The organism is Spirillospora sp. NPDC029432 (assembly GCF_040703975.1).
Classification (GTDB): domain Bacteria; phylum Actinomycetota; class Actinomycetes; order Streptosporangiales; family Streptosporangiaceae; genus Spirillospora.
On record NZ_JBEZWH010000031.1, the window covers coordinates 16272 to 30296 of the forward strand.

Below are 14025 nucleotides of genomic sequence, written 5' to 3' on the forward strand. Positions count from 1 at the left end.
CGGGACGGAGGACACACGTGCCCCATCGGATCGTGCACATGCTCCGGGCGCGCGGCTCGGGCCGCCGCCCCGTCATGCTCGCCATCGCCGGGGACAGCGCCGCGGGCAAGACGACACTGACCAGGGGGCTAGTGCGGTGTCTGGGGGAGGACCGCATGACCGCGGTCTGCGTGGACGACTACCACCGCTACGACCGTTCCGAGCGCGAGGGGAAGCCGTTCACGGCGCTGCACCCCGACTGCAACCACATCGACGTGATGGAGCAGCACCTCCAGTTGCTGTCCATGGGCGAGCCGATCCTCAAGCCGGTGTACGACCACGCGACCGGCGAGCTGGTCCGGCCCGAGCTGGTCGAGCCCCGCGAGTTCGTGATCGTCGAGGGCCTGCTGCCGCTGCACACCCGGCTGGCCCGCGCCTGCTTCGACATCACCGTCTACCTCGACCCGCCCGAGGAGCTGCGGCACGCCTGGAAGGTCCGCCGCGACTGCGACAAGCGCGGCTACACGCCCGAGCAGGTCAGGGCCGAGCTGGACCGGCGGGAGCCGGAGAGCGCCGCCTACATCCGGCCGCAGCGCCGGTGGGCCGACATCGTGGTCAGGTTCGCGCCCGTCGCCGGCCGGCAGGACCCGCCGGGCACGCCGCTGTCGGCCGAGCTGCTGCTGCGGCCCACCATCGACCACCCCGAGCTGGACACGGTCATCGGCGACTCCGCCCCGCCGCCGCCCGCCCCCGGGTCGCCGCACGGCGCGGAGACCGCCATGCACCTGCGGCTGCACCGCGACACCGACGGCCGTCCCGTCGACGCGCTGCACGTCCACGGGTACGTGTCGCCCGACGAGTCGCGGATCGTCAAGAAGGCCATCTGGGAACGGCTCGGCCCCCGCGCCGGCGACGGCGGCCTCGACCCGGACGCGCTCGGCCGCTTCGGCGACGGCGGCACCAGCGACCCGCTCGCGATCACGCAGCTGCTGCTGCTCTACCACCTGCTGGACGCCGACCGCCGGCAGGCCGCCTGAGACTCCGCGGCACGCGCGGGGAGGCCCCGGGACGCCGCTGACCCGCGTCCCGGGCCGCGCCGCCGCGGCGAGCCAGGAGGGCACCTCGGTTGGGCGCTGGAGGTGCCTTCCTGGCTCACTCCCGCCGGGCTCCCGGGGCGGACCGCCTCAGGCGACCTCGTGCCACGGGATCTCGGGACGGTCGGCCGCCACGACGGCCAGCGACTGCCCGCCCCGCACGACCTCGTCCGGGAGCGCCGCCAGCCGGAACCGGGCGTTGGGCCGGTGCGACTCGCCCACCGCGAGCAGCGTGCTGCCGCGCCGCAGCAGGAAGATGGCCAGCTCCAGCCGCGGCCACTCCCCCGCGCCGTCGGGCACGTCCACCCGGTACAGCGTGGAGTCGGCGTCCAGCGTGCTGGCGAGGTTGTGGTAGATCGCGGCCACGCCGGGGTTGCGGATCGCGACCGCCACCACGGCCGGATCGTCCACGTCCACCGGCTCGATGTCCTCGCCGATCAGCGCCAGCGCCTCGTTGATCTCGACCCGCCGGCCGCCGTCGTGCACCCCGGCCAGCAGGTGCGCCGGCGGGCTCCCGTGCCGCCGCAGGTAGGCGTACACCCCGAGCATGACCCGGACGGTCTCGTCGTCGTTGCGGCCGACCACCAGCACCGTGCGGGCGTCGGCGAGCCGGACCCGGTCGTACGCCGTGTCGTCGAACGCCACGACGTCGTACAGCTCGGGGTCGGGGTTCTCGCCGGACAGCTGCTCCGGCCAGAACACGGCGGCCACCGGCGTCTTCGCGTACTCGGGGTCGGCGCGCAGCTGGCCGATGATCGCGCGCAGCCCGTCCCGCTCGTACCCGATGATCACCAGATGCCGGCGGTGGTGCAGCCGGGCGAGCCCGTTGGCCTTCATGGTCCTGCCCTTCGCCATCCAGAGGGTCAGCTCGGCGAACAGCATCAGGCCCGCCGTCAGCCCCGCCACGATCACGATCGCGCCGCCGAGCCGGCCGCCGGCCGTCTCCGGGTAGAGGTCGCCGTAGCCGGTGGTCGTCCCGCTGACGAAGAAGTACCAGAGGTAGTGCGCCGGGTTCCGGATCTCCGCGTCCGGCTTCTCGAACGCGGCGATCAGCGCCCAGCCGAGCACCGCCGCCAGCAGCAGGACGAGGGCCGGGGCTCGCCAGGCGCGCGCGGTGAGCCGCTGCGCCACCCTGAAGATGATGAACGGCATCGGCGCCTCCCCCTCCCTGCTCCCTCGCGTGCCCCGCGAACGCTGCGTCGCAGCGTCCCAGCCTGCGAAAAGAAGGTCAAGAGCCGGGGCCGCGCCGGAAGAACCGGGTCAGCGCCGCCGCGACCTCCTCCGACAGGCCGCCGTCGGCCTGCTGGGCGCCGGACGGCACCAGATCGCCGGGCGGCGCGTCGGCCGGGGCCGCCTCGCGGGTGTGCCCGCAGTCACGGCACTCGATCTCGCCGAGGCGGCAGATCAGCGCGGCGGAACCGCAGGAGGCGCAGCGGTCCAGCGCGGCGCCGTCGTCGTCGTGGACGTTCTGGCACCGCGGGCAGATCAGGACCTGCCGGTCCGCCCGTACCCCGCGCCGCCACGGGCTCGCGCCGCGCACGGGGTCGGTCTGCCGGGCCCCGCACCGGAAGCAGGGCATCACACCTCCAGGGGTGCGGGGGCCGGATCCGGTCGCGGACCCGGCCCGGATCACTCAGAGGCCGGCGAGCGCCTTGCGGTACTCGTCGAGGTCCCGCGCGTCGGGGACGGCGTTCACGACCTTCCAGCGGACCGTGCCCGCGCGGTCGATCACGAACGTGCCGCGGAGCGCCACGCCCTTCTCCTCGTCGAACACGCCGTACAGGCGGGCCGTGCCGCCGTGCGGCCAGAAGTCGGCGAGCAGCGGGAACCGGTACTCCTCCTGGTCGGCCCACGCCCGCAGCGCGAACATCGAGTCGACCGAGACCGCCAGCACCTGCACGTCCTCGGCGGCGCCCAGGGACGGCAGCTCGTCGCGGATCGCGCCCAGCTCGCCCGTGCAGACGCCGCTGAACGCCAGCGGGTAGAACACCAGGAGGACGTTCTTCCTCCCCTTGAAGTCCGACAGCCGCACCGGCGTGCCGTGCTGGTCCTTCAGCTCGAAGTCGGGTGCGAGGTCGCCTGCCTCAACCGCCAATTCCTCTCCCGCGGCTCGTCCCCGCCGCGCGGGCGGGGTGATGCGTGCCCCCACGGTCATGGGGGGACGGCGCGCGGGCGCGCGCCGGGGCGGCCGCGCCCGTGCGCGGCGCGGCGGGGATCGCCTCGGGCCGGCGTACGGCCGGCCGCGGCTACTTGTGGCCCTTGGGGGCGACCAGGCGGGTGCCCGACCATTCCTTGGCGGCGCTGACGCTGCTGGTCTGCGCCAGGCCCGCGGTCTGGGCGGCCTCGCCGATGTCGCTCGGCTCCACATGGCCGTCGCGGCCCGCCTTGGGGGTCAGCAGCCAGATGTGGCCGCCACCGGTCAGGGGGACCATCGCGTTGGTCAGCTCGTCGAAGAGGTCGCCGTCCTCTTCACGCCACCACAGCAGCACGACGTCGACCACGTCCTCGTAGTCCTCGTCGACCAGCTCGTTCCCCGTGACGGCCTCGACGGAGTCGCGGAGCTCCTCGTCGACGTCGTCATCGAAGCCGATCTCCTGCACCACCTGGCCCGCCTTCAGGCCGAGCCGTTCGGCCAGGCTGCGCTCAGACTGCGCCTGACCCGCGGTCGCGCTCACGAAAGTCCTCCCATGGTCGTCATTGCGGGCCGCCGTGCCGGCGGCCCTTCCGCTCCGGTTCGAGTTTTGCGGGACAGTCCACACAAGTAATGGGTCCCAGCGCAAGTGTCTGCACGGCTTTTGGTGGCCTCATGGGCCCGAATACGGCCGCGGTCGTCCCTGGACACCCGTCGAGCGTAACAACGCGCGCTCATCCCGCAAGAAACGACAATCGCACCTGGCGATCCGGATTGTCGACATTGAGGTCGACGAGCGCCACCGACTGCCAGGTCCCGAGCGCGAGCCGGCCGCCGATCACGGGGACGGTCGCGTACGGCGGCACGAGCGCGGGCGAGACGTGCGACCGGCCGTGGCCGGCGGAGCCGTGCCGGTGCCGCCAGCGGTCGTCGGCGGGCAGCAGGTCGCCCAGCGCCGCCAGCAGGTCGTCGTCGCTGCCCGCGCCCAGCTCGATGATCGCGATCCCGGCGGTGGCGTGCGGCACGAAGACGTGCAGCAGCCCGTCCTCCCCGGCCTCGGCGGCGAAGCGCTCGCACTCGGCCGTGATGTCGTGCACGACCTCCCGGTTTCCGGTGGTCACCCTGACCACGGTGCTCTTCATGCCCCAGGTCTACCCCATCGGGGCCGCCGGACGCGGATCGGCGGCCGGGTCAGTGGTCGGTGCCGGCCCGCTGGCCGGGGACCTCCACCACCGCGTCCGGGCCCGGGAAGACCAGGCGGGTGTGGCCGTCGTCGAAGCGGACCATGTAGGGCGGCTCGCCGCGCTCGCCGCGCACCTCCACGATCTCGCCGACCCTGTCGGGCTGCCCGACGGTGTTGCCGTGCACGTGAAGTCGATCTCCGACCGAAGCGTTCATCACTTCCCCCAGCGCGCCCCGGCCGCGCTCCCGCGGCCGTTCGGTGTGGTTCCGGCGTGGTGCTCTCTCTCCACCTTCGTACGACTTCCCTGCCTCGTCGAGAGGGGGCCCAAACCCTGCCCGGAACGTCCCGCGCACCCCCCGTGACCGGCAAGAATGGTTACTGGTTGGTAGAGATGCGTTAGCCGTCATAAACGGCGACGATGGATCACGAACCCACGACGGCGGACCGTCGTCGCGGAGGCCGACGCCGGCTCACCGGGCGGGCGCGCGGCCTCACCCAGGACCGTGAGCACAGAGGGGACCCCGTGGCTTCCGGACGTCAGCGTTATTCGATCATCAGTGACGGCCTGCCGAGCCAGCTCCCGGACATCAACCCGGACGAGACCCGGGAGTGGCTGGAATCGCTCGACACGGTGATCAAGACCGAGGGCCGCAGCCGGGCGCGGTACGTGATGCTGCGCCTGCTGGAGCGGGCCCGCGAGCAGCAGGTGGGCGTGCCCGGCCTGCGCAGCACCGACTTCATCAACACGATCCCGCCGGAGCACGAGCCGTGGTTCCCCGGCGACGAGCACATCGAGCGCCGGATCCGCGCCTACATCCGGTGGAACGCCGCGATCATGGTGTCCCGGTCCAACCGGCCGGAGCTCGGGGTCGGCGGGCACATCGCGACCTACGCCTCGGCCGCCTCCCTCTACGAGGTCGGCTACAACCACTTCTTCCGCGGCAAGGACCACGGCGAGTCCGGCGACCAGGTGTTCTTCCAGGGCCACGCGGCCCCCGGCGTGTACGCGCGCGCGTTCCTGGAGGGCCGCCTGCCGCAGGAGAAGCTGGACGGCTTCCGGCAGGAGATGTCGCATCCGGGCGGCGGCCTGTCGTCGTACCCGCACCCGCGGCTGATGCCCGACTTCTGGGAGTTCCCCACGGTCTCCATGGGGCTCACCGCGATCGACTCGATCTACCAGGCGCGGTTCAACCGCTACCTCTACAACCGCAAGATCAAGGACACCTCGCGGTCGCACGTGTGGGCGTTCCTCGGCGACGGCGAGATGGGCGAGCCGGAGTCGCTGGGCGCGATCGGGCTGGCCGCCCGCGAGGAGCTCGACAACCTCACCTTCGTCATCAACTGCAACCTCCAGCAGCTGGACGGCCCGGTCCGCGGCAACGGCAAGATCATCCAGGAGCTGGAGTCGTTCTTCCGCGGCGCCGGCTGGAACGTGATCAAGGTGGTGTGGGGCCGCGACTGGGACCCGCTGCTGGCCCAGGACGCCGACGGCGTGCTGGTCAACAAGATGAACACCACGCCGGACGGGCAGTTCCAGACCTACACCGTCGAGACCGGCGCGTACATCCGCGACCACTTCTTCGGCGACGACCCCCGGCTGCGCAAGATGGTCGAGCACCTGTCCGACGACGACCTGCGGCGGCTGTCGCGCGGCGGGCACGACTACCGCAAGGTGTACGCGGCGTTCAAGGCGGCCCGCGAGCACGTCGGGCAGCCGACCGTCATCCTGGCGCACACGATCAAGGGCTGGACGCTGGGGCCGGACTTCGAGGCCCGCAACGCCACCCACCAGATGAAGAAGCTGACCAAGGCCGAGCTCAAGGAGTTCCGGGACCGGCTCTACCTCGACATCCCGGACTCGGCGCTGGAGGGCGAGCTGCCGCCGTACTACCACCCGGGCGAGGACTCCGACGAGATCGAGTACATGCGGGAGCGGCGCGCGGCGCTGGGCGGGTTCCTGCCCCGGCGTACGGTGCGGGCCAAGCCGCTCAAGCTGCCCGGCGACCCGGTGTACGCGGAGCTGAAGAAGGGCTCGGGCAAGCAGAACGTGGCCACCACCATGGCCTTCGTCCGGCTGCTCAAGGACCTGATCAAGGACGAGAACATCGGCGCCCGGTTCGTCCCGATCGCTCCGGACGAGTACCGCACGTTCGGCATGGACTCGCTGTTCCCGACGTCCAAGATCTACGCCCCGCACGGGCAGACGTACGAGGGCGTGGACCGCAAGCTGCTGCTGGCCTACAAGGAGTCCGAGTCCGGCCAGATGCTGCACGAGGGCATCAGCGAGGCCGGCTCGATGGCCTCCACGATCGCCGCGGGCACGGCGTACGCCACGCACGGCGAGCACATGATCCCGGTGTACATCTTCTACTCGATGTTCGGGTTCCAGCGGACCGGCGACCAGATGTGGGCGCTGGGCGACCAGATGGGGCGGGGCTTCCTGCTGGGCGCCACCGCGGGCCGCACCACGCTCACCGGCGAGGGCCTCCAGCACGCCGACGGGCACTCGCCGCTGATCGCGGCGACCAACCCGGCGTGCGTGCACTACGACCCCACCTGGGCGTTCGAGCTGGCGCACATCGTGCGGGACGCGCTGCGCCGGATGTACGGCTCGTCCGAGGAGCACCCCGAGGGCGAGAACGTCTTCTACTACCTGACCGTCTACAACGAGCCGTACCAGCAGCCAGCGGAGCCCGAGGGCCTCGACGTCGACGGCCTGCTGAAGGGCCTGTACCGGCTCAAGGCGGCTCCCGAGCGGGTCGAGGCGGGAGGAGGCACGGAGGCCGGCAACGGGCAGCCGCCCAGGGCACAGATCATGGCCTCGGGCGTGGCCGGGCGCTGGGCGCTGGAGGCGCAGCGGCTGCTGGCCGAGGAGTGGGGCGTGGCCGCCGACGTGTGGTCGGCGACCTCGTGGAACGAGCTGGCCCGCGAGGCCCGCGCGTGCGACGACTGGAACCTGCTGCACCCCGACGCGGAGCAGCGCGTCCCGTACGTCACCCGCGCGCTGGAGGGCGCCGCCGGGCCGATCGTGTCGGTGTCGGACTTCATGAAGGCCGTACCGGACCAGATCGCGCCGTGGGTGCCGGGCGACTACTCGTCGCTGGGGACCGACGGGTTCGGGTTCTCCGACACCCGGGCCGCGGCGCGGCGGGCGTTCCACGTCGACTCGGCGTCGATCGTGCTGGCGGTGCTGACCCGGCTCGCCCGGCAGGGCGAGGTCAAGCCGGAGACGCTCCAGCAGGCGATCGAGCGCTACCGCCTGAACGCCGACGTCAGCGCGGTGTTCGCGGGCGGCGTGCAGAGCGCCGAGAGCAACACCGGCGGCGACGCCTGACGGCGGGCTCCGCCGGCGGGGCGCCGATCACGGAGGTGTAGGCCGTGATCGCGCCCCAGCAGCACGTGGGGGCTTCCGGGGCTCCCCAACGGTCCCGGAGGCCCTCGCCCGCCCGCGAGGGCCCTCCGGGCCGTTCAGCGCCCCTCAGGCGGGCACCGGGGGCGGCGTGAAGACGCCGAAGCGGTTGCCGGACGGGTCGTCCAGGTAGGCGAAGACCAGGCCGCTCGGCGAGGTGCTCGGCTCCAGCGCGACCTTGCCGCCGAGCTTCGCGGCCTGCTCGCAGGCGGCCGGCACGTCCCGCACCACCACCAGGAACGTCGCGTGGTTCTCCTCGGGGCCCGCGCCGTGCGCGATCCCGCCGCTCGGCGCCTCCGCTCCCGGATAGCTGACCAGGTCGTACCCGTCGCCGTCCGGATCGAGGGTGAACTTCCAGCCGAACAGGCCGCCGTAGAAGCTCCGGGCCCCCTCGGAATCGTCGGTGCCGATCTGGAACCAGCTCACGGTGTCGTATGCCGGCGCGTTCATGGTGATCCTCCGTCGCGTCGCTTCGCTCAACGGGGACCACGATCGAACATATTGGCGACAACCCCCTGTCGGTGTTTCTAGAGGAATTCCAGCGGGCGCATCACGTAGTCGCGCGGCTCCTCGTCGAAATCCTCGACGCGGCGCTCCGGGGCGGTCTCGTCCAGCAGGGCCGCGCGGCGCACGCGGTCGGTGCGGAAGACGCGGAACGTGCCGCGCAGCCGGCACCAGCCGATCAGGTACCAGCCGGCGGAGCCGCCGCTGAACGCGACCGGCTCCACGTCGCGCTCGGTCTCGGCGCCGGCCTTGTCGACGTAGACCAGCCGTACGACGCGGCGCGCCGCCATCGCCTCCTCCAGGACGGCGGGGACCGAGGCGGGCTCGCCGCGCGACGGATCGGCCAGGAAGCGGATACGGCCGGCGAGGTCGCGGGCGGTGGCGCCGTCGGCGGCCGGCATCGCGGTGAGGATCTTGTGCAGCGCGGTGCGGGCGGCCCGCGAGAACGGGGTGCCGCCGGCCCGGCCCAGCATGATCGCGATGGCCACCGCCTCGGCCGGGGTGAAGTTGACCGGCGGCAGCGTGCGGCTCGGGTCGAGCGTGTAGCCGCCGGTCCGGCCCACATCGGCGAAGATCGGCACCCCGGCCTGCTGGAGCGCGCCGATGTCGCGCTCGACCGTGCGGACGCTGACCTCGTAGCGCGCGGCCAGCTCGCGGGCGCTGACCCGGCGCGGGGCGCGCGCCCGCAGCTCCTCAACCAGGGCGTACAGCCGGTCGGTGCGGTTCACCCCGCCGACCGTACGGCCCGCCACCGACATTTCCCGGCGCGGTCAGAGCCCGCGGAGGAAGCCGATCATGGCGTCGTTGACCTCGGCGGGCCGCTCCTGCTGCGTCCAGTGGCCGCAACCGGACAGCCAGACCGTGCCGCGGAGGTTAGGGACGAAGTCCGCCAGCCGGTCGACGGCCTTGCGCGCCCCGCCTGCCACGACCGGGTCGCGGTCGCCGCCGATGTAGAGCGCGGGCGGCGTGACCGGGGCCCGGTGCCAGGCGGCGGTCAGCTCCCAGTTGCGGTCCAGGTTGCGGTACCAGTTGATCGGGCCGGAGAAGCCGGACCCCTCGTACTCGGCGACGTACGTCGCGATGTCCTCCCGCGTGAGCCAGCCCGGCAGCCGCTCCGGCTCGGGCGCCGCGTCCGCGAACCCGCCGCCCTCCGGCACGGGCGGCAGCGCCGCGGGGCCGTCCCCGGACGCGCCGAACAGCGTCCGCCGGAACGCGCCCTCCGGATCGGACTCGAAGCTCGCCTCCGGCACGTCCCGCTGCTGGAAGTGCACCATGTAGAAGCTCTCGCCGAACATCTCCCGCATGGCCTGGACGGGCGGCCGCGAGCTGCGCGGCCGGTGCGGCACCGACAGCCCGATCACGCCGCGCACCCGTTCGGGACGGAACTGCGCCGCGTGCCACGCGACCGGGGCGCCCCAGTCATGCCCCACCACGACCGCCGTCTCCTCCCCCAGCGCGTCGATCAGCCCGACCGCGTCCCCCACCAGGTGGTGGATCGTGTACTGGTCCACCTCGGCGGGCCCACCCGTACGCGCGTACCCGCGCTGGTCGGGCGCCACGGCGTGATACCCGGCCTCCGCCAGAGCGATCAGCTGATGCCGCCAGGAATACCAGCATTCGGGAAAGCCGTGCAGGAGCAGAACCAGCGGCCCTTCCCCGGCCTCGGCGACATGCATGCGCAGCCCGCTGGTGGACTCGACGAAACGGTGCTGGATCTCCATGGGCGCCCCTCACGTTCTAGGCCGATCGGCAGCCACCCCGAACGCTAACCGCCACCCCATACGCCCACCGCACCGGGGACCGTCCCCCAGATGAACACCCGCCCCGGGCACCACACCGTCGTGTTCATTCCGCGTCCACGATCTCACTCTCCGTGGTATTTGAAAGGAAAGCGCACGCGGGAAAGGCGGGCAGCATGCCGGACGAGACCGCCGTCCACATCGGTCGGCGCCTGCGCGCCGAGCGCAAGGCACGCGAGTACACCGTCGCCGACCTGGCCGAACGCATCCGCGACACGGCCCCCGAACGCGACCGGCGAGGCCTGCCCAAGCTCAGGGACATCGAGCGCACCATCCGCGGCCACGAAGCCGGCGCGCACACGGTGGGTCCCCGCTACCGCCTCCGGTACGCCCGCGCACTCGGCATCACGGAAGACGAACTCTTCGGCCAGCCCCTTCTCTCCACCCCGCGGGGTACCAATAACAAGGAAACGCCCCTTCTTAATGATTGGGACGAAATGGAACGCCGCGTTCTGCTGCGGCTGGCCGCCGTCGGCGTCGGCACCGGCGCCCTCGCATCACCCGGGGAAGCGGCCCGCTGGTTCGTCAACTCCGCGCTGACCGGCCCGCCTCGGGACTTGGACGGCTGGGCTCTCGCCTGCGCGGACCACCTGCACGCGATTCGCACCCGTCCCGCCAAGGACGTTCACGACGAGGTCCTTCTGGATCTGCTCGCCCTCCGGCGGCGGATCCAGGAGCCGGGCGACGAGGATGTCAGGGAGCTGTACCGCATGCTCGCCACCCTCTCCAGCCTCCAGGCCAACATCCTCACCCGCTTGGGGGACTTCGGCCCGGCACTGCGCTGGTGGCGCGGCGCCCGCGACGCGGCCGACGCTTCCGGGGACCTCCAGTTGGGCCTCATGATCCGCAGCACGGAGGCCGGATTCAGCCTGTACGGGCTCCGTTCCCCCGACGCCGCGCTGCGGCTGGCGCGGGAGGTGCGGCGCCGCATGGGCGATCGGCCGTCCCACCTGCGGACGCTGATCATCGGCACCGAGGTCAAGGCGCTCTCCCTGCTCGGCAGGCACGAGGAGGCGCTGCGGGGGTTGGAGACCCTCGGGAACGACGTGCCGGAGAACGGGCCATCGACATACCCCGCGTACTGGAACGGGTGCCAGGCCGATTTCGCGGCGAGCTGGGTCCATGCGGGCGCGGGCAGGGAGGCGGCCGCGGACGCGGCCCGTGGCAGGGTGCTGGCCTCCGCGAAGAGCGACTACCAGTACGGGGCCAACGTCCAACTGCACGAGGCGTTGTGCACGGTCACGAAGGGCGGTGTCGAGCGAGGGGCGCGGCAGGCGGTGGAGGTGATCGACGGGCTGGCGCCCGCGTACCGCAGCCGGATGATCCTCGAAACCGGCAAGAACGTCCTGCGCGCCGTTCCACCGGCACAACGGCGGCGGGCCCCCGTACGCGACCTCCAGGTGCTCCTCGCCGCCGGATGACGGCGAGCGGCGGCCGTCCCTTGCCCGCACCGCGCGGCCGCCGGGGTCAGAGGAGGAGGAAGAACAGCACCAGCAGGGCGGTGACGGCGAGGCTGATCAGTACCGATCCCAGGCAGCCCACGCGGTTGGAGAAGAACACGACCATGAGCGGCCCCTACCCCGCTCGCCGGTGTCGTACCTGGGTCCCCTTTCCTGGTCAGTGCGCGACGGCGAGGGCGAGGGAGGCGGCGGCCAGGGCGAGGTAGCCGCCCGGGAACGCGATGTTGTGGAAGACGCGGGCGCGCACGTGGGCGATCACGGCGCCCGTGAAGAAGAGCACGAGGCCGGTCGCGGCGGCTACGGCGAGGGCGGGGAGCGCGACGAGGCCGATCAGGAGGCCGGCCGCGCCGGCGCCCTTCAGCGCGGCCAGGTACGGCAGCCACGCGGGCGGCAGCCCCACCTCGGCGGAGTTCGCGAGGACGAACCTCGCCCTCGCGAGGTCGGCGATGGTGATCGCGGTGTTGGCGATGATCGTGGCGATGGCCACGGTGACGTAGGCGGCGTACATGTCCTCAGTCCTCGATTCGCAGCAGGGCGAGCCGGCGCGGGTCGGCGATCACGTCGTAGTGGACGATGCGGCCGGCCGCGATCCGGAAGACGAGCGCGGCCTCCAGGTCGCGGCCGGACCGGACGGCGATCCCCGGCCGGCCGTCGATGGTCGCGGGGCGGGCGCGGCCGGCGGTGGCGCGCAGCGCCCGGGTCTCGGCGATCACGGCGCGTGCACCGCCGACGCGCTGCGCGGCGCCGGGCGGCAGGGCCTGCGGGTCGGCGGTGCGCGTGACGGCCGGGTCCAGGAGCCTGACCAGGCCGTCCAGGTCGCCCTCGCGCGCCGCCCGCAGGAACGCGCCGACGACCCGGCGGGCCTCGCCGGGATCGGCGCCGGGCGGTTCGGCCGGGCGGCGGACCCGGCCGCGGGCGCGGCTGGCCAGCTTCTTGGCCGAGCCGGGAGTGGTGTCCAGCACGTGCGCGATCTCGTCGAACGGGATCCCGAACGCGTCGTGCAGCACGAGCGCGACCCGCTGCGGCGGCGTCAGCTCGTCCAGGACGACGGCGAACGCGTCGGTCAGCTCGCTCGCCAGCAGCGCGACCTCCTCGGGGCCGTCGCCGGCCGCCGCCCGCGCCGGCTCCTCGCGCGGGTACTCGCGGGTGCGGCGCAGCGAGTCCAGGCACAGGCGCGTCACCACGGTCGTCAGCCAGGCCGGGACGTTCCTGATCTCCGCGGGGTCGGCGCGGGCGTACCTGAGCCACGCCTCCTGCACCGCGTCCTGGGCGTCGGCGTCCGAGCCGAGGATCCGGAACGCCACCGCCAGCAGCCGCGGCCGCTCCCGCTCGTAGACCGCCTGCCGGTCGCCGTCCATGCGTGCCGCCTCCTCGCCGTCGTGGAACATCTCGCCCGTATCGACGCGGCGGCGGTGCGAAAGGTGACCCGGCCTAGGCCGCGGCCGTCGTCCAGGCGAGCAGGTCGGCGGCGGGGAGGGTGTTGACGACGCGGTCGGCGGGGACGCCGCAGCGGGCGGCGCGCTCGCAGCCGTACGGCTGCCAGTCGAGCTGGCCGGGCGCGTGCGCGTCGGAGTCGATCGAGAACCGGCAGCCCGCCTCCACCGCCAGGCGCAGCAGCCGCTTGGGCGGATCGAGGCGTTCCGGACGGGAGTTGATCTCCACGGCGACGTCGTAGGCGGCGCAGGCGTCGAAGACCAGGGCCGCGTCGAACTCCGACTCCGGGCGCAGCCCGCCGCGCTTGCCGCCGGCCTTCACGATGCGGCCGGTGCAGTGGCCGAGGACGTTCACGCGCGGGTCCGCGACGGCCGCGACCATCCGCCGGGTCATCGCGACGCGGTCCATCCGCAGCTTGGAGTGGACGCTGGCGACGACGACGTCCAGCCGGTCGAGCAGGTCCGGGTCCTGGTCGAGGGCGCCGTCCTCCAGGATGTCGACCTCGATGCCGGTGAGGATCCGGAACGGCGCCAGCTCCTCGTTCAGCTCCGCGACCGCGTCGAGCTGGCGGCGCAGCCGGTCGGCGGACAGGCCGTTGGCGACCTTGAGGCGGGGCGAGTGGTCGGTCAGCGCGATGTAGTCGTGCCCGATCGAGCGGGCGGCCTCGGCCATCTCGCGGATCGGGGAGCCGCCGTCGGACCAGTCGCTGTGGGTGTGCAGGTCGCCCTTGAGCGCGGAGCGGAGGGCCGCGGTGGCCTCGTCCAGCGGCTCGCCCTCGGTGGCCTCGAGGCGCCGCAGGTAGACGGGCACCTCGCCGCGCAGCGACTCCTCGATCACCAGCGCGGTGACCTTGCCGATCCCGTCGAGATCGGTCAGGGTGCCCGCGCGGGCGCGGGCCTCCAGGTCGGCGGGCGGGAGTCCGGCGGCGACGCCGGCGGCCTTGCGGAAGGCCCGGACGCGGTAGGTCGGCTCGTGCGCGCGTTCGAGCAGGAAGGCGATCCGGCGCAGCGCCTCGGCGGGTTCCACCCTCAG

15 protein-coding genes are annotated in these 14025 nt (G+C 73.0%); 3 read left to right on the top strand and 12 right to left on the bottom strand.

What is annotated here, in order from left to right; all coding sequences use genetic code 11:
• Window positions 1-17 precede the first annotated feature (17 nt).
• Window positions 18-1016, top strand: coding sequence for a phosphoribulokinase (locus AB0881_RS23600; RefSeq protein ID WP_366619903.1), 999 nt, complete (start codon window positions 18-20; stop codon window positions 1014-1016).
• 147 nt (window positions 1017-1163) lie between these two features.
• Here the strand turns inward: AB0881_RS23600 and AB0881_RS23605 are convergent, their stop codons facing one another.
• From AB0881_RS23605 to AB0881_RS23630, 6 genes are all read right to left on the bottom strand, one after another.
• Window positions 1164-2225, bottom strand: a complete 1062-nt coding sequence (locus AB0881_RS23605; RefSeq protein ID WP_366619905.1) for an ion channel — start codon at window positions 2223-2225, stop codon at window positions 1164-1166.
• 76 nt (window positions 2226-2301) lie between these two features.
• A complete protein-coding gene (locus AB0881_RS23610; RefSeq protein ID WP_366619907.1) occupies window positions 2302-2652 on the bottom strand; it encodes a hypothetical protein in 351 nt (116 codons plus the stop codon).
• A 54-nt stretch (window positions 2653-2706) separates the two neighbouring features.
• Window positions 2707-3168 (bottom strand): peroxiredoxin, encoded by a 462-nt coding sequence (locus tag AB0881_RS23615; protein ID WP_366619909.1) that lies wholly within the window; start codon window positions 3166-3168, stop codon window positions 2707-2709.
• A gap of 151 nt (window positions 3169-3319) precedes the next feature.
• A complete protein-coding gene (locus tag AB0881_RS23620; RefSeq protein ID WP_366619911.1) occupies window positions 3320-3748 on the bottom strand; it encodes a DUF3052 domain-containing protein in 429 nt (142 codons plus the stop codon).
• Window positions 3749-3938: 190 nt separating this feature from the next.
• Entirely contained in the window at window positions 3939-4346 is a 408-nt protein-coding gene (locus tag AB0881_RS23625) for a secondary thiamine-phosphate synthase enzyme YjbQ (protein WP_366619913.1), read from the bottom strand.
• Window positions 4347-4395: 49 nt separating this feature from the next.
• Window positions 4396-4602, bottom strand: coding sequence for a DUF1918 domain-containing protein (locus AB0881_RS23630; protein WP_366619915.1), 207 nt, complete (start codon window positions 4600-4602; stop codon window positions 4396-4398).
• Window positions 4603-4910: 308 nt separating this feature from the next.
• On the opposite strand from AB0881_RS23630, the gene aceE reads away from it, so the two are divergent.
• Window positions 4911-7721 (top strand): pyruvate dehydrogenase (acetyl-transferring), homodimeric type, encoded by a 2811-nt coding sequence (aceE, locus tag AB0881_RS23635; RefSeq protein WP_366619917.1) that lies wholly within the window; start codon window positions 4911-4913, stop codon window positions 7719-7721.
• 144 nt (window positions 7722-7865) lie between these two features.
• On the opposite strand, the gene AB0881_RS23640 is transcribed toward aceE, so the two are convergent.
• The 3 genes from AB0881_RS23640 to AB0881_RS23650 all read right to left on the bottom strand — a co-directional run bounded on the left by AB0881_RS23640 (window position 7866) and on the right by AB0881_RS23650 (window position 10021).
• A complete protein-coding gene (locus tag AB0881_RS23640; RefSeq protein ID WP_366619919.1) occupies window positions 7866-8246 on the bottom strand; it encodes a VOC family protein in 381 nt (126 codons plus the stop codon).
• A 77-nt stretch (window positions 8247-8323) separates the two neighbouring features.
• The gene (locus AB0881_RS23645; protein WP_366619920.1) at window positions 8324-9028 is read right to left on the bottom strand and encodes a YafY family protein; all 705 of its coding nucleotides are present in this window, start codon (window positions 9026-9028) and stop codon (window positions 8324-8326) included.
• 42 nt (window positions 9029-9070) lie between these two features.
• Complete coding sequence (locus AB0881_RS23650) at window positions 9071-10021, bottom strand: alpha/beta hydrolase (protein WP_366619922.1); 951 nt, start codon at window positions 10019-10021, stop codon at window positions 9071-9073.
• Between the two features lie 194 nt (window positions 10022-10215).
• Between AB0881_RS23650 and AB0881_RS23655 the strand changes: the two genes are divergently transcribed.
• The gene (locus AB0881_RS23655; RefSeq protein ID WP_366619924.1) at window positions 10216-11520 is read left to right on the top strand and encodes a helix-turn-helix transcriptional regulator; all 1305 of its coding nucleotides are present in this window, start codon (window positions 10216-10218) and stop codon (window positions 11518-11520) included.
• Between the two features lie 196 nt (window positions 11521-11716).
• On the opposite strand, the gene AB0881_RS23660 is transcribed toward AB0881_RS23655, so the two are convergent.
• From AB0881_RS23660 to AB0881_RS23670, 3 genes are read right to left on the bottom strand one after another with little or no spacing between them, the layout of a single operon-like run.
• On the bottom strand, window positions 11717-12067 hold the full coding sequence (locus tag AB0881_RS23660; protein WP_366619926.1) for a DoxX family protein: 351 nt from the start codon (window positions 12065-12067) through the stop codon (window positions 11717-11719).
• 4 nt (window positions 12068-12071) lie between these two features.
• The gene (locus AB0881_RS23665) at window positions 12072-12947 is read right to left on the bottom strand and encodes a sigma-70 family RNA polymerase sigma factor (protein ID WP_366619927.1); all 876 of its coding nucleotides are present in this window, start codon (window positions 12945-12947) and stop codon (window positions 12072-12074) included.
• 43 nt (window positions 12948-12990) lie between these two features.
• Window positions 12991-14019, bottom strand: coding sequence for a PHP domain-containing protein (locus tag AB0881_RS23670; protein WP_366619929.1), 1029 nt, complete (start codon window positions 14017-14019; stop codon window positions 12991-12993).
• Between the last annotated feature and the right edge of the window lie 6 nt (window positions 14020-14025).